We start from the raw sequence: 16363 nt of genomic DNA on the forward strand, positions 1-16363 counted from the left end.
GGACTCTCGACAGTTAACCGAGCCTAACATAACCTGTGATTGCATAACTATAGAATGTTAATGCAGTAAATCACTATTATGGCGCAACACCTCTCGGAGGTCGTTATTGTAATAGATGAGTGGTTAATTGTCACCTATTGACTGAGATAAATAGCTGACGGCTTATGCAGATAAAACTTTAAACAGGAATCTATAGCCATAAAAAAGGCCACCTTTAGATGACCTTTTTTATTTTAGTTCAGATGGTTTTAATCAGACTAAGTTAAACTTAGTACCAGTTGTAGGTTAGAGAGGTAAAGTAGTTAATACCGTCAGTATTATAGCCAATATCTGTTATATAATCTTCGTTAGTAATATTATTTAGACGTGCAGTCATAGACAAGTTATCAGTAAGTTTGTAGTTACCACTGATATTCAACAATCCATAATTGTCCACAAATTGAGCGTCAGTATTGGTAATTCTGCTGTAATAGTTTCCCACATACTGATATTCAGCGCGTATATCTAAACTTGGTAGACGGTATCCGACATATACCAATCCCTGATGCTTAGGGCGATAGGGAAGATAGTTGCCATCATCACTTCCACCACTATTGTCTTTTGCCTTCTGGTAATCATAGCTGCCGCCAAACAGATAGTCGTTCATTTCCCAGTCAGAGGTTAATGATATGCCTTCAATCTTAGCGCTATTGATATTCTTTGCTTTGAAATTAGAGTAAGCAATTAAATTATCCACATCACTGCGATAACCTGTCAGACGTGTGCTGTGCCGAGTGCTATCGTACTGAGCAAATACTTCATAGTTGTCGCTAGTCTCAGGGTTAAGGTTAAGATCGCCACCATATGCAGGGCTTAAATCATTAAAGACAGGTGCGCGGAAGCCTTTAGCATAGCTCGCACCAACACGAAAATTAGGACTAAGATGCATCGCACCGCCCAAATTATAGGTGGTTTCATCACCATAGCGTGAGTCATCATCGTAGCGTAGGTTAGCTTGAGCATCAAAGCGGTCATTGGCGACGACATAGCCAGCAAAGGCACTTTTGACATTACGGTCATCAATACTGTAAGCCGTACTGTCTAAGTCTTGAGTGAGGTATTCGAGACCATAAACAGCTTCACCAGCTAGCAGCTTGTTTTTACCAACTAAGCTAATCTGGTCTTGAGTACCATCGAATACATTCGGATACTTAGCATAAGACTCACTTTTATCAACAGAGTGACCATATTGGAGCTTAACAGAGGCATCAGGCATATATTGCCAGTCGACATAAGCTTGCGCTGCGCCGTTTTCTTGATCAGCATGAACGTCTTCAAAAATACCGTCGTCATATTCAGTAGTGGATTTACTATACAAGATACTAGCACCTGTCAGTAACGTATCGCCAAAACGCTGATTGACTGCTAGGCTTACACTGTCGCTCTCAAAACCATCAGCGTCTTTGTTATAAGGGTCGTTTTGATTACTGGGATCTGGTCGGGTCGCATTGATACCATCTGTTTCGTTGTGACTGGCTGAAAGGCTTAATGTAGTACCATTAGTATTGGCAAGTTGTGCGCTCGCACCATATACGTAATGATCGTTTGAGCCGATACCTGCGGTAACTGACATGCTACTTCGATCTATATTGCTGCCTTTAGTGAATACTTGAATCACACCACCCATCGCATCCGCACCATAGATGCTAGAACCTGATGCACCATAGAGAACTTCAATTCGATCAATTTGATCAGCAGGTAGCAAGTTTAACGCGGCGCCTCCAGCACTGACTGAGCTATAACGTATACCATCAATCAATACGAGGACTTGTTTGCTATCGTAGCCGCGCATATAAAAGTTTGAAGAAGCGCCAAGACCACCGTTTTGTTTAAAAGCAATGCCTGGCTGACGTTTGAGTACGTCCAAAACAGTTTGACCTTGATAACGTTGTAACTCTTCTTTATTAATTACTCGTGTTTGCGCAATTACATTACTTGTCTTAGTAGGTGTGCGAGTGGCTGTCACGACAATTTCATCAAGCTCAACTTGTGGCAAATTGCTATCGTTGATGGAAGCGTTTTCAGAAATGGCTGCCATTGCAGTATTTACTGCAAGTAAGCCAAGCGCGCTCAAAATACTTAAACGAAGATAGGTACGTGAAGATGCACGTGATACAGACATAGTCGATTCCAAAGTAATCAAGTTAAAAATGCAGAAATGAGAGGTAACTATTATGACGTAAAAAGGGTCAAAAGTTACAAAAAACAGTATATAAGCAAAACTGCGCTCATTATCTACAAATTAACCTGCTTTATAAACTACTTTAACCTAATGTTTATTCAGGTTAGGCTGAATGTTACTCATGTTAGCCTACTAAATAGTCTATTAAAAGTTACTTTACTTATATATTCTAGGAGAAATAATTCAACCCTATCTGAGAAGCCTATCCTTAAAGATACATACTATTAGAAGCGCACCTAGAGTAAGAAACCGAATATTAATACAGTTAGCTACAAAATTGCGTAATCAAAAGCACTGCTGTTATAAATAATTGTTACTATAGTATGGACGCCACCTGTCATTTATCATGCCATTTTTAAACTAAGAGGTTTGTTTTGTCTATCAAGCATAATCTGACTCCCAGTCCTTCGCCTAATTTATTCTCTGCTATTACTAAGATGCCATTTATAGTCGCAATGCTATTATTGACTATGCTGTTGAGCATTGCCTTGCCAAATAATGCTTATGCTGTCGAGGCTGGTGCGCTTGGAGTGGGTAATGACAGTAGTGGAGAGACAGTAAGTACGCCATTGCCTGATTCGTTTGGCCGAGATACGCCGCGTCATACTGTACAGGGTTTTATCAGTGCGCTGGGCGAAAACGACTACTTGCTGGCAAGTAACTATCTAAATTTATCCAAGTCTGATAATCCAACGACTGTCGTACGCCAGTTTAAACAAGCGCTCGATGCGGGTGGGCGATTCCAACCTGATTTGCAAATCAGTAATACCCCTGAGGGCAATCTCACCGATCAACTACCACCAAGTCAAGAAAATGTCGGTGTGATTAACATCGGTGAAAAAAGTGTGTCGTTGTTACTAGAAAGAGTGGTCTCCAAGGAGAACGAGCAGTATTGGCAGTTCTCGAGTGAGACGCTGAGTTCTATACCGGAAGTGATAGAAAACTCAGAGCCGACCTTGGTATCGCGCTATACGGTGGATTCATTAGATGGCAAAAAGCTCTTTGGTTATCAGCTGGCTGATTTGGTCGCTGCGCTATCCATGATTGTGAGTAGCTTTGTCCTGACTTATATCGCAGTATGGCTGTTATACCATCTATTGAGGATTGTTTATCCTCGTGTGCGCGGTGTGCCTTTGCCTTTACCGGACAAAGTGATACTGCCGCTTTCTGTGGTTATTATGGCGCTGATCTTATCTGAAGTGATGGTCTATGCAGGCGTGTCCGTCACGCTGCGTGAACCAGTCAATCGCTTTACTGATATTGCTTCTTGGCTTGCGCTAACTTGGCTGCTATTACGAGTGATCGATGCGATATTTACTCGAGCGGTAAATCTAAGCTATAAGAAAAACTATACTGAGCGTGTCTCAATCTTGGGATTGATGCGAAAAGTCGTCAAAGCGCTACTCTTAATATTTGCGGTCATTGTCATTTTTGGTAATTTGGGTTTTGACTTAACCACGGGTATTGCTGCACTGGGTGTGGGTGGTTTGGCATTGGCACTTGGTGCACAAAAAACCATTGAAAATCTCGTTGGTAGTGTCGTAGTCGTCGCGGATTCACCAGTACGTATCGGTGACTATTGTAAGTTTGGTACTTATGAAGGCACTGTTATTGACATCGGTATTCGCTCATCACGTGTGCGCACATTGACACGGACCGTTGTCACGGTGCCAAACGGTGATTTTTCATCGATGCAAATTGAAAACTTTACCTCGCGTGATATGTTTCGTTTTTTCCATTACTTATATATTAAGCGTACCGCTGATCTTGACGTAATATTCAAAATGGTTAATGACTTGGATGAATTTATAAAAGCGCATGATTTGACCAATCAGGAGTGGAATCAGGTCAATATTTTAGAGCTGCGCCAAGATTGCTATGTTATTCAGTTGCAAGCTTATGTGAATGCTATTGGTATCATTGAGTTCTATGACAAACAAAACGCTTTGTTTGTCGATATATTAAAGAAAGTCGCGAAATATAAAGTAGAACATGCATTGCCGACTCAGCAGTTGATTGTTAATCAAACGGAGCTTGAACATCATGTGGGAAGTAGCACTGATGAATCAGCAGAAGGAGATGAATCAGACAACAGTAGTAACTCTGCTAATAATGAAGTGTCTGATAACAAGGAAGTAAACACAAGCGTATACAGGAAAGATTACAACGACGATGGCGTTGATATTCGTAAAGATAGTGACAAGGCTAAAAATGATGTTGCAAGTCACCACAAATTCTCTATGGCGACCGTCAGCAGAAGTGGTGCGCTTAAGGCACTAAAGCATAAAAGTCATATGCTAAGAAAAAGTAAGTTTAAGCACACTAAAAACAAATCTGGCTTTTCTATATGGAACCAGCCTTAAAAGAGACTTTTTGCTCACGAATGCTAGTGAATAACACTAGCTATGTTTTTTGCTCTATTAGTTATAAAGGTACTGCGGTTTTATTACGTAATGAGCCGTAGTACGACCAAAGCAATAGGCTGGCAGCACTGCGATGAGGTGACCAGTGCTGAGTTAGATCTTTAAGCTGCTTGGGTGTTGGGCGCTCTGCTAAGCCTAACAACTCCATGGCTGCAACTTTAATGGCCAAATCATCGACAGCGAGTATGTCTGTACGTTTTAGCGAAAATAGTAAATACATCTCAGCTGTCCAACGTCCAATCCCTGTCACAGCTGTCAAGGTTGTTATGGCCTCTTCATTTGGCAAGGTTTCTAAGGCTGCAAAGTCTATATCATGATCTACTAATGAACGCACATAACGAGTTTTTTGCTTAGACAATCCTTGTGTCTTCAAAGTATCATCTGTCGCCTCGCGTATAGCTTGCGGAGTGATTAATTCTGCATCAACCAACCGTTTCCAAATGCTGGCAGCGGCGGCAACTGATAACTGCTGACCGACCATCGCTCTCATCAACTGCTCAAACCCACCTGCATTATGCCTAAGGTTAGGTGTACCGACCTGCTTATGGACAGGAGCAAACCTTGGTTCAATGGCAATCAGCGCAGCAATCTGCTGTTCTAGTTCGTTAATGTTTTCAATAGTCTGTATATTCATAGTGATTTCGCTTTGCTAATTAGAAGGTGCTTCAGTCAATATACTAATAGAGGGTGAGAAGCTCAGATTAAATGGAATGTACATGAAAGAGAGCATTCATTAAAGGAAACATCGTTATAGTCTACGTCTAGACCATAAGTGATTGATAAAAAAAGGACTGCAAATAAGCAGTCCTTTTTATGTAGTACCGTATCACTAACAATAGACCTATTCGCCATCTGCTTTAGGTTTTTTAAGTAGTACTAGTACAGCACCGTTACCACCATCTTTTGGTGGAGCAGAACAAAATGCCAGTACTTCTGGCAATTGACGTAACCAGCCATTGATACAGGTTTTTAGAATCGCTTCGCTACCTTTACCATGGACGATTTTTACCATGGTTTCGTTTTTCTGCTTGGCTTGGCTCAATAGTTGAGTCATCGCTTCACGTGCTTCTTCTATCGTACAGCCATGGATATCTACCGCATCATACCAACGCAGCTTGCCTTTTTTGAGCTGATCAAAGATTTTATTTTGCAGTGTTGGTTGCTTATAAGACAAATAAGCTTCAGCAGCAACAGGGTTCAGTAGTGCTTGCATATCTGACAAGCCTGCGCCTAAATCACTGGCCTCACTACCTTGAGCCGCAGCACGTTTTGATAGTGTCGCTGCATCAGGTTTGCCTGCTCTAGTTGCGCTGGCAGGTGAGCGAACATTTTTGTCTTCTAGCTGATTGACACCGTGCATGGCTTGCATAAACAGAACTTTATCGTCATCGATATGTTCACTATCTAGCTGCTTGACTGTCTTTTTTACTTGCTTTTGAGTCGGTAGCGACACCGGCTCAGTTGGCTTTTGATTCTCACCTTCAGGTGAATTAGTATCACGGCCCTTGCTCAGCTGGCCTTTGAGTTCTTTGAGCTGGTCTTGCATTTCTTTTGAAAACAGAGAGTTTGACATAAAAGTTAACGTATCGTTGATTGATGAATGGTTGATTGAACTGTGTATATAGCATAGACATTGTTCAAGCTATTGAGCATTTATTTAAGCATAAATTATTGAGTTACTTTACCCGTCTGCTGCGACGCTCGCAAGTAAGGATTGTAACGCTTGCCCAGGATGATCAGTTTTCATAAATTGCTCACCGATCAAAAAGTGCTGAATCTCGTTATTTAACATGAGACGAATATCATCACTGCTATGAATACCACTCTCAGTCACGATAAGTGGTTTTTGCTCAGCACTATCAGCAGCGAGTGCGTCGTTTAAAATATTCTTAAGATCAAGCGTGGTTTGCAGGTCAACATCGAAGGTGTTCAAATCACGGTTATTGATACCATAAATATTGTGCGCTGAGCGTGGCAACTGTAGCGCACGCTCAAGCTCAGACTGAGTATGTACTTCTATCAATACGTCCATACCAAGCTCAGTACTGAGTGCATGTAGCTCTTGTACCTGCGCATCATCTAGGCAAGCCATAATGAGGAGGATGCAGTCAGCGCCCATTAGGTAAGATTGATAGATTTGATAGACATCAATCATAAAGTCTTTACGTAATATCGGTAAGCTTGAGGTATTAGCTGCTTGAATAAGATAGATGTCATCGCCCTGAAAGTAATCACGGTCGGTCAATACAGACAGACAACTAGCGCCCGCTTGCTCATACTGCTGCGCAAATAGAGCAGGGGTAAAGTTATGATTGATAATGCCTTTAGACGGTGAGGCTTTTTTAATCTCAGCAATGATACCGATACCATTTCCTTTAGTGCCAGCAGCACGTAATGCCGCGGCAAAACCTCGACGCGGTTTATCATCAGCTGCGACCTGTGCTTTCAAGTCCTCTAAAGACAATGCTTCGCGAGCGGCTTTTACTTCTTCTACTTTGGTGGTGACAATGCGCTGTAGCACTGATGGTATGTCTGAATGGGTTGTGGTCATACTGGTATCCGAATATCGTTAAATGTAAATACAGTCAGAGAGCTATTAGTAATTACTAAGCGGATACGGCGTTTCCCTTCCTAGATGTACGATTTGTACAATCTGTGGTTGGCTGCCTTGTATCCGTTTTAGATTTCTTTGACTATAGACAGTAGATGAGTGCTTATAAGTTAACCTTGAGCGACTAGCTGTTGGGTATAGTTGGCTAAAGACTCAAGTTTGAGTAAAGCATCGCCATTTTGAATGATTTTTTGTGCTCGGCTAACACCGTTAGGGTAGTTGCTGGCAAGTCCTGCAGTGTATATCGCGGCACCTGCATTTAGCGCAATCATGTCACGTGCTTTAAGTACGGCACGGTCATGAGTGTCGGCTCCAGATAGCGCAGCACGAATCAACTCAAGGCTTTGTGCTGGAGAGTCGACATCGAGGCCAATAAGGGTTTGGGACTCGATACCCGCATCTTCTGGCATCATGTCATAGACTGATATCTCGCCATCTTTTAGCTCAGCGACTGTGGTCGAAGTCGCAAGACTGATTTCATCAAGACCATCTTTTGCGCCTACTACCATGACATGACGTGCGCCTAAGTTTTTCATCACCTTAGCAATCGGCTCACATAGCTGCGCAGTAAATACACCGATGACTAAGTTTGGCGTGCCAGCAGGGTTGGTCAATGGGCCCAGAATATTAAAGATGGTACGCGCTTTTAATTCACGGCGTACAGGGTTGGCATAACGCATGGCGCTGTGATGATTGGGTGCAAATAAAAACCCGATACCTTGGTTTTCGATACAGTCTTTCGCCTGCTTTGGCGTGAGCGCAAGACTGATACCTGCTTGCTCAAGTAAGTCTGAACTACCAGATTTGGTCGAGACGCCGCGATTGCCGTGCTTAGCAACTTGTGCACCAGCTGCCGCAACAACCAATGCCGATGCAGTTGAGACATTGAACAAGTTAGCACCATCGCCGCCAGTACCAACGATATCTACCAAATAATCACAGTTCTTTGGTTCAATATTGGCGGCTAGTGCACGCATGGCGCTGGCTGAAGCAGTAATCTCGTCAATGGATTCGCCCTTCATACGTAGTCCCGTCAAGATAGCGCCCATCATAGCGTCGCTACATCTACCTTGCATGATAATCAGCATCACTTGATACATCTCATCAAAAGTTAAATCGATGTGTTGAAATATTCTACCCAAAGCTGTGGTTAACAGTTGATGTATTTGCTCATCAGACAATTTTGCAATACTCTCTGGCGTATGCGTTTCTTCTATTCTTGTCGTACTCATTATGGTCTCACTTACTATTATTTTTTATATGAATCTGTGTGAAATTTGGCATAGGCTTATGAAAGCAGCATTTTTTACCAAGGTGCTTTTAGTCAAATCTAGCCAACTTGTGGTAGCTCATCGGATGTCAGAGTAGCCAAGCCATGAGTCTGTAAAAAGTTATTGAGTAATTGGTAACCTGCTTCGCTCAATATCGACTCAGGATGGAACTGGACGCCTTCTACAGGCAGCTCCTTATGGCGAATACCCATGATTTCCTCAATACTACCATCAGCATTCTGTGTCCATGCGGTGAGTTCAAGGCAGTCTGGTAGGCTTGTCTTGTCAATGACGAGCGAATGATAACGCGTAACCTGTGACGGATTAGGTAATCCAGCAAACACGCCTTGCTCGTTGTGATAGATAGCTGATAAGCGGCCATGCATGACTTCGCCAGCTTTAACCACTTGACCGCCAAAGGCTTGACCGATCGCTTGATGACCCAAACAAATACCCAGTATAGGAATAACCCCTTTAAATGTCTCAATGGCTTGCAGAGAAATACCCGCACGGTCAGGATCGCACGGACCTGGGCCAATCACAATAACATCAGGTGCAAGGGTTTTAATCTGCTCAATGCTGACCTGATCATTACGCCAGACAGTGATGTCCTGCTTTAGCTCACCGAAGTACTGTACGATATTGTACGTAAAGCTATCGTAATTATCGATCATCAAAATCATTAAGGCTTCAACTTATCAGTTTTATTATATTTTTAACATAAAATTGGTTCTCACTGTTATCGAGTCACTTGATTGCCAAACATAAATAGCTATGACTATAACAGAGGGGGTTATTGCGCGCGGTTATCTTACCACTATTTTGTTCTCTATCAAATGTAGGGTACGGGCTATCTAAGTAAGCACCAAGTAAAAACATATTTTTTATTATTTTTTTGACGCATAAAATAATGTAGTCAGAGACAATGTTATAAATTCAACTATTAGCATTGCACCAGTAAATAGCATTATAACGATAAACATACTTGTATTTGCACCGATTAAGTGCGTTTAGTTCTCAACTGGTGCTCTAATTAAGTGCTATTCTAAAACTGAACTAGATGAGAATTAATGAATATATAACGATATTAATCGTATAAATCACTGTAAATATTGATAATTAAATCTATCTATAACTATATCTGTTATCAGAGTGTTAATACATTGGCATAGCCTTTGCATTATTGCTGTTATGGTTATTTTTAAAGCCAAAAACTGGTCTAAAAATAATTATTAACAAGAGCCCGAAGAGTTCAGCATTATGAGTTATATATTGCTAGAATGTCGTTAGGATTGAATTGGCGTATGTTGGACCATGTGCACAAATATTGGTCTGATTGAGTAAACGCTTTAGATGAGCATCTTGACTAATACGTAAAATAGTGCTGATAATAAGCATAATATCGAATGCGCTGTTTTAGTATTGAGAGCACATCTGACATTCTTGGACAAGAACATCATATTAATAATTTTAAATCGCAATTACGTGATCAACACAACGGAGACTATTCATGTCGAATAAACTATTAGATCTTATCCAATCCTCTAATGCTAAATGGGTTGATTTTCGCTTTACTGATACACGCGGCAAAGAGCAGCACATCAGCTTCCCAGCGCATACCGTTGATGAAGATGTCATGGAAGATGGCAAAATGTTTGATGGTTCATCAATCGCTGGTTGGAAAGGTATCGAAGCGTCAGATATGATCTTGCGTCCTGATCCAGAAACTGCTTTTGTTGACCCGTTCTTTGACGCGGTGACTGTGGTAGTGACTTGCGATATCATCGAGCCATCAACGCTACAAGGTTATGACCGTGACCCACGTTCTATCGCACGTCGCGCTGAAGAGTATTTAAAGTCTACTGGTATCGGTGATACTGCTTACTTCGGTCCAGAGCCTGAATTCTTTGTATTTGACGATGTTAAATGGTCAGTTGATATGTCTGGCGTTAGTCATAAAATCACGGCTGAAGAAGCAGCATGGTCGACTAACGAGACTTACGAGTGGGGCAACATGGCGCATCGCCCACGTGTGAAAGGCGGCTATTTCCCAGTACCACCGATCGATAGCTCACATGATATGCGTGCTGTTATGTGTGAACGCATCGAAGAAATCGTTGGTGAAGGTTCGGTTGAAGTTCATCACCATGAAGTGGCTTCTTGCCAATCTGAAATCGGTGTTGCATTCAACACGATGGTACGTAAAGCGGATGAAGTTCAGCAATTGAAATATGTTGTTCATAACGTTGCGCATCAGTTTGGCAAAACAGCGACCTTTATGCCTAAGCCAATCGTTGGTGATAACGGTTCAGGTATGCACGTACATATGTCAATCTCAAAAGACGGCGTAAACACATTCTCTGGTGATGAGTATGCTGGTCTGTCTGAAACAGCATTGTATTTCATTGGCGGTATTATCAAGCATGCTCGTGCGTTGAATGCGATTACCAACCCATCAACGAACAGCTATAAGCGCCTAGTTCCTCATTATGAAGCGCCTATTAAACTTGCTTATTCAGCATCTAACCGTTCAGCATCTATTCGTATTCCACACGTAAGCAGCCCGAAAGCGGTACGTGTAGAAGCACGTTTCCCTGATCCAACGGCTAACCCATACTTAGCGTTTGCTGCATTGTTGATGGCCGGCCTTGACGGTATCCAAAACAAAATGCATCCAGGTGAAGCTGCTGACAAAAACTTGTATGACTTGCCACCAGAAGAAGAAGCACAAATCCCAACGGTTGCAGAGAGCTTAGATGTTGCATTGCAAGCACTGCGTGACGATCATGACTTCTTATTAAAAGGTGATGTCTTCACTGAAGACATGCTAGAAGCGTTTATCGCTTTGAAAGAAGAAGAAGTACAACGTTTGAACGTAACTGTACACCCTGTTGAATTTGACATGTACTACAGCTGCTAATTAGTCGCTAAAACACTCATTTATTTTGAGTCACAAAACCAGCTAAGGTTAACTTGGCTGGTTTTTTTATGCGTATTAATAAAGTGTATCAGTCCAATTGCTGAATTTTCTTTGAAATCGCTACTGATTTCATGTCAAAACTCACGCATAATAGTTTTATAAAATTATATTAATAGTAGACACTATCTAGGTTGATGGATTATGACTTTATTAGCAAAACCGAGTTTCTTGAAGGATAAGATTAGAGTTGGGTTATGGACTACGGTTGCTCTCGCTAGTCTTTGTACATCTCTCACGAATGCTGCACCCATTTATAAGGTGGTCGATGAGCAAACCGGTCAAGTTACTTTTACCGACCGTCCACAGGATTATGAGCAGCAAGTTGGCAAACAAGTCAGTCAAATGGCTATTACGACGGGTAATGAGACGAGCACGTCAACTAGTCTGAATACGACAACCAATCCTAATACAAGTCGCCAATCATCAAATGCGTCGCAGACAGTGACTGCTACTGAGTCGCCTGCGATAAATACTAAGGTTACCACGCCAGTAAACTATCAGTTAGCCATTACTGAACCTAGCGAAGAGAGAGCCTATCGTCGTCCCGTACAGAATATCGATGTCAATGTGCAGATTAAGCCTGCGTTACAGGCAGGTGATAATGCCCGTATTTATTTTGATGATAAAGAGGTTGCACAAGGTTTGAGCGCGTCTATTGCTACTGTTGATGTTTTGCCAGGTACTCATACAATTAAGGCCATTATACAAAGCGAAACTGGCCAAACACTTGAGCAAATCACACGTACTGTATATGTGATTCAAAATACAACCACATTGCAAGACAACAAAAGAAAGGCAGCGCAGCTATTGGCTTATCAAAAGCTAGCTTGGTATCAAAAATTGATGTTAAAGCTGCGTCAACAGGAAGTTGCTCAGTCACAATAATGGTCTCAATAATGATTGAATATAATGGATAGATATCGCTAGCAAAATAAAAAGGCAAGCACCGTTAACGATGCTTGCCTTTTTTAATGTAAATCACTTATTTTAACTATAAGCTGTCTTATTTAGTTAACTCGATGGTACCGTTAGCAGTCACCGAAATAGTGCTATTACCAGACTCAAAGCTTTGGCTTGGTACTGACTCGTCTGCCATTCCTGATTTCATGCTCATAGCGCTATACATCGGACGTGGATAGTTGCTACCTGTGTTTAGGTTAACATTGACGACGCGGTAGCCACGAGCATCCCAAGCGCGGGTAAGGCTCTTAGCTTGCTGCTGAAAAGCGCGAGAAGCTTCGGTCATTAATTTTTGTTCTAGCGCATCTTTTTTGGTATCTGATACGCCAAAATTAAGATTGTCCATCACCAAGGTTTCTTGTAAGTCAGCAATTAGTTGGCTAGTCGCTGAAAAGTCTGTGCTTTTTAAATCTATGTTTGCTTGACCTGTCCAGCCGATGATTTTATCGTTTTTGTCATAGCGTGGATAGGTGCGCTGTTGCCCTGTGCTCACGGTCACGCTAGGGTAGCGCTTGGCAATTTTCATGGCATTGTTGATTGAGGTGTTAAGCATTGTAGCTAAAGTCTTAGAGTCAGTTGCTTGTGCTTTCTTGTACAAGCTGGCTCGTACTTCATCGTTCTGAATCTCTTCTTTTATTTCTGTCTGAAATGTCAGTTGATCATAGCCTGTTGGCTCTGCATGGGCGCTACCCATCATCGCTGTCATGAGACAAACCGTACCAGAAGCTAGTGCTGCTTTATTCAATAAAGTATTTTTCATTATTATCTCCTAAGTTGATTCTAATAATATATAAATGACAATTATCAACGCTCATTTATACATGAAAAGTCGTCCCTATTGTTCTCTAGAAATCGACATGGGTGCAACTTCATTCACTAAAATAGCAAAATTCATATAAGTTGCTGTGAGAATTTTGTGACCTAAGTTACTGATATAATTTGTGCTCATACATTGCTGACATAAGATAATGAACTGATTAACAGTGCTATTTAGGGTCTAAAGCAAACAGTTTTAAGATAGGGGTTGTAAAATTAAAAATTTCTTGTATAATTTGCGACTGGTGGCTCCATTGGTAGCCTCGCAACATTGTTCTATGAATCCCGCCAGGACCGGAAGGTAGCAACGGTAATAGTTATAGTGTGTGCCGAGGATGTGCTGATGGAGTCGCTTTTTCATTTCTGTAAGACGTTGATTTGTATAGCAATGCGTACAAATAACGATATTTTGATTACCTCTTTGATTACCACTAGCTAAAATTTAGACATAAAAAAACCCGCGTTAAGCGGGTTCTTCGTAAGTTAAGCTCTCTTGAAACTCTATCAAATCTTTATTTCTAAAAAACTTATGAGAGCTGCTAGAGTCGTCTAGCGGATTTACCACCGGTAATGGAAACTTACCTGCCTTGTACCAGTTTTTGATAGTCTGATTGGTCACATCGAAAAACTTAGCAACATTTTTTAACGATGTAAGCGCGTCAGGGTTTTCGGAAAAATTGATTTTATCGTTATTCACTTTGCCTCCTCCTATCTTTTACACTTGCTGATTATCATTTGTAGCGATATTGGTGTTGATGGTCTATTATCGCCGTTGCCACCTGCCACGCCATTAAGCGGCGGTTTGTAAGCTAAAATATATAAACTTTCTAGTACGTCTAACTCTGATCTATGGCAAGCAACATAACTAACACTGTCAAACTCTTTATCTCTATGCTGCGTTATACGGCTAGCTATATTTATGCTTTGGCCTATATAGACAATCTCGCTATCTTTAATTAAGAAGTAGACGCCACACGCATCACCGTAAGACAGCGATTTTTTTATCAAGTCCGCTTGCGGCACCAAAGAAAATCTAGTTTGACTAAGTACAGGTGCAATATCTGACAGATTGCCGGTCATCAATTTAAGCTCTTTTTGCAAATCCGCTTTTATTTGCTTTAACTCTGATATTTCGCTTTTTAGTCTTTTCTGCGTCAGCGTCAAATTTTCGGTCTTTTCTTTTTCGGCTTTCTTTTTTGGGGCGCCGATAGGTATTCCGTCTTTGATAGCAGCATCTAAAACATCACTTACTAAAAACAGTTTTCTAAAGCCGTGGACATTGCTACAGCTTTCTTTTATAAAGGACAGCGGTCGGTCCTCTCTTTCGAGTTTATAGATATAACTACTGGCCGCCATTCCGCCTACACTAAATAACTTCGATATAGCAGTAGTAGTTAGCCTTTGGCCCAGCATTTCTGCATCTATAAAATCAGGCAAAGCTACCTTGTCAGCTACTTGGTCAACTCGCAGTCGTCGTAATTTACTCACATCACTCTCCTTGTTTTACAAATAATTTATGCTCAATAATGCTCATCTGCGATACAAGAGAGTTACCCGCATATGACATTGCCCATTCGCTAAAACTATCCTCATATAGCGAGTTAAATATCTTACTCGCATACGGCTTGAGTGGGTGAGTGTCGTTGTACCGATCAGCAATCGCTTCGTCAGCATCATCTTTGATACCATGCCATTTAGCAAAACCAGCATCATGGACTTGTACGCTCTCGATAAAATCAAGTGCAACTTGCTTATCAGTCGTCATAAGCACGGTGAAATATCCGTCATCGTAGTCATAAGTTAGTTCAAGCACCTTAGTAGGCGATGGCTTAACATACGGCTGCATCTTGTGAGGGTAATGGTCAGTATCAACCCAATGCTTTAGCTCGTCCAAGCTATCAAACTCCTTGTTGCCATCGCTGCCACCCATTGAGTCGACCCAATAAACCCTAAACTTGTCTGCAAAATGGCACACTCGATATAAAACACCTGCGCCCTGCGCTCTATGGTCTATATAATCAACTGTAGTGTGGTCAACCCACTTCAACGGCTGTAAATTACTCATATTGCACTCCTATATCTATCTATATTTTTAATGGTGTGATTGATTTGCTCAGTAAGTATGATTGCGTGATTAACGTCAGGGTTATCGCTGTTGGCAGGATTTTGATGATTTATAACAGCATTTGCGCCACGATGAATACACACCAGGTTATCAATATTACAATTAGTGCGATCATTATCTAAAAACCGTATGCAGTGACCTTGCGGTATTTTCCCGTGATGCTGCTCCCATACAACAACGTGCTTACGTCGCCAGGTTCGCGGCTGCTTGGTCTTGATAATCACATAACCATCTTTACTGCAAAATCTCTCAGCACCGACTTCTTTTGTCTTAAATCCGCCATGACCTTTTTTAAAGAAGTAGTCGGAATTGGTGCGGTGCGGCTTGCCCTTATTCCAAGGTGTGCCGCCTTTTTTAAGCTGACCAGCATTAACGCCACTCTTAAATCCGCATCGTCTGCAAAAAGATGAAACGACATTAACGCTAAAATCAGTATTAAACCGCTTATTTAGCCTGGCGGTAAGCTCAGCTCTCGATATGCCTTTTTGATTGCTACGAACCCAATCAACTAACTCTTTATTGTAAACGCTGCATTTAATCATAACCGAGCGCCTGATTACGCATGACATCGACCACCTTTTCAGGGGCGTACTCACTGACAATCTTTACGCGCTCATTGATAACGCGTTCACCATCAATGGCTTGTGCAATAATAGGGGTAACGGCCTTTGCTCTAGCAATCTCAGCGTCTAGCTGCTCGGGTGTTAGATCGGGATTCATTAAGTTGTTCAGCATATCGTGCGAAAAACCAATAACCGCGTGAATATCTCTACGTGTATTACTCATTCTTATTATCCTCATTAGTAAATAGATGACCTGTCTCGTAGGTCAATCGGCTTTGCCTCGACTGCTTTTTCAGAGCAACATGCTTTCACACGTAAGGAGTGTCAATCTTGGCTGCTAGTAGTTGTACGCCACCATCTAGCTATGCGCGTCAGTGTATTAGCCCGCACTGC

15 protein-coding genes and 1 other RNA gene are annotated in these 16363 nt (G+C 41.7%); 4 read left to right on the forward strand and 12 right to left on the reverse strand.

From position 1 onward, the window contains the following. Positions 1-268 precede the first annotated feature (268 nt). Positions 269-2161, reverse strand: coding sequence for a TonB-dependent receptor plug domain-containing protein (locus tag FQV37_RS09925; RefSeq protein WP_160022724.1), 1893 nt, complete (start codon positions 2159-2161; stop codon positions 269-271). 497 nt (positions 2162-2658) lie between these two features. Between FQV37_RS09925 and FQV37_RS09930 the strand changes: the two genes are divergently transcribed. After that, positions 2659-4584, forward strand: coding sequence for a mechanosensitive ion channel family protein (locus tag FQV37_RS09930; RefSeq protein WP_420877005.1), 1926 nt, complete (start codon positions 2659-2661; stop codon positions 4582-4584). 61 nt (positions 4585-4645) lie between these two features. Here the strand turns inward: FQV37_RS09930 and FQV37_RS09935 are convergent, their stop codons facing one another. From FQV37_RS09935 to FQV37_RS09955, 5 genes are all read right to left on the reverse strand, one after another. Further along, positions 4646-5278: a DNA-3-methyladenine glycosylase family protein gene (locus tag FQV37_RS09935; protein WP_160022728.1), complete on the reverse strand. Its 633-nt coding sequence runs from the start codon at positions 5276-5278 to the stop codon at positions 4646-4648. A 207-nt stretch (positions 5279-5485) separates the two neighbouring features. Continuing rightward, positions 5486-6217: a Smr/MutS family protein gene (locus tag FQV37_RS09940; protein ID WP_102093003.1), complete on the reverse strand. Its 732-nt coding sequence runs from the start codon at positions 6215-6217 to the stop codon at positions 5486-5488. A 108-nt stretch (positions 6218-6325) separates the two neighbouring features. Beyond that, positions 6326-7195: an indole-3-glycerol phosphate synthase TrpC gene (gene trpC / locus FQV37_RS09945; RefSeq protein WP_160022730.1), complete on the reverse strand. Its 870-nt coding sequence runs from the start codon at positions 7193-7195 to the stop codon at positions 6326-6328. 170 nt (positions 7196-7365) lie between these two features. Further along, positions 7366-8487, reverse strand: coding sequence for an anthranilate phosphoribosyltransferase (gene trpD / locus FQV37_RS09950; protein WP_160022732.1), 1122 nt, complete (start codon positions 8485-8487; stop codon positions 7366-7368). A gap of 98 nt (positions 8488-8585) precedes the next feature. Continuing rightward, positions 8586-9209, reverse strand: a complete 624-nt coding sequence (locus FQV37_RS09955; RefSeq protein WP_160022734.1) for an anthranilate synthase component II — start codon at positions 9207-9209, stop codon at positions 8586-8588. A gap of 827 nt (positions 9210-10036) precedes the next feature. Between FQV37_RS09955 and glnA the strand changes: the two genes are divergently transcribed. After that, positions 10037-11446: a type I glutamate--ammonia ligase gene (glnA, locus tag FQV37_RS09960; RefSeq protein ID WP_057760355.1), complete on the forward strand. Its 1410-nt coding sequence runs from the start codon at positions 10037-10039 to the stop codon at positions 11444-11446. A gap of 201 nt (positions 11447-11647) precedes the next feature. Further along, positions 11648-12391 carry a DUF4124 domain-containing protein gene (locus FQV37_RS09965; RefSeq protein WP_160022736.1) on the forward strand — a complete coding sequence of 248 codons (744 nt, stop codon included), beginning with the start codon at positions 11648-11650 and terminating at the stop codon, positions 12389-12391. A gap of 118 nt (positions 12392-12509) precedes the next feature. On the opposite strand, the gene FQV37_RS09970 is transcribed toward FQV37_RS09965, so the two are convergent. Then, positions 12510-13226, reverse strand: a complete 717-nt coding sequence (locus FQV37_RS09970) for an SIMPL domain-containing protein (protein WP_102091728.1) — start codon at positions 13224-13226, stop codon at positions 12510-12512. A 308-nt stretch (positions 13227-13534) separates the two neighbouring features. On the opposite strand from FQV37_RS09970, the gene ffs reads away from it, so the two are divergent. Then, an RNA gene (ffs, locus tag FQV37_RS09975) (signal recognition particle sRNA small type) lies at positions 13535-13631 on the forward strand. A 114-nt stretch (positions 13632-13745) separates the two neighbouring features. Here the strand turns inward: ffs and FQV37_RS09980 are convergent. The 5 genes from FQV37_RS09980 to FQV37_RS10000 are packed head-to-tail and all read right to left on the reverse strand — an operon-like array spanning position 13746 to position 16193. Next, positions 13746-13979: a carbamoyltransferase HypF gene (locus FQV37_RS09980; RefSeq protein ID WP_160022738.1), complete on the reverse strand. Its 234-nt coding sequence runs from the start codon at positions 13977-13979 to the stop codon at positions 13746-13748. 11 nt (positions 13980-13990) lie between these two features. Next, positions 13991-14770 carry a GIY-YIG nuclease family protein gene (locus tag FQV37_RS09985; protein WP_160022740.1) on the reverse strand — a complete coding sequence of 260 codons (780 nt, stop codon included), beginning with the start codon at positions 14768-14770 and terminating at the stop codon, positions 13991-13993. Between the two features lies 1 nt (position 14771). Further along, complete coding sequence (locus FQV37_RS14160; RefSeq protein ID WP_205962080.1) at positions 14772-15347, reverse strand: hypothetical protein; 576 nt, start codon at positions 15345-15347, stop codon at positions 14772-14774. After that, positions 15344-15949, reverse strand: coding sequence for an HNH endonuclease signature motif containing protein (locus FQV37_RS09995; protein WP_160022742.1), 606 nt, complete (start codon positions 15947-15949; stop codon positions 15344-15346). Before FQV37_RS09995 ends, FQV37_RS14160 begins: the two co-directional genes overlap by 4 nt. Continuing rightward, positions 15942-16193 (reverse strand): hypothetical protein, encoded by a 252-nt coding sequence (locus FQV37_RS10000; RefSeq protein WP_160022744.1) that lies wholly within the window; start codon positions 16191-16193, stop codon positions 15942-15944. The genes FQV37_RS09995 and FQV37_RS10000 overlap by 8 nt, the downstream gene beginning before the upstream one ends. Positions 16194-16363 lie beyond the last annotated feature (170 nt).

This window comes from Psychrobacter nivimaris (genome assembly GCF_009812035.1).
GTDB classification, from domain to species: domain Bacteria; phylum Pseudomonadota; class Gammaproteobacteria; order Pseudomonadales; family Moraxellaceae; genus Psychrobacter; species Psychrobacter nivimaris.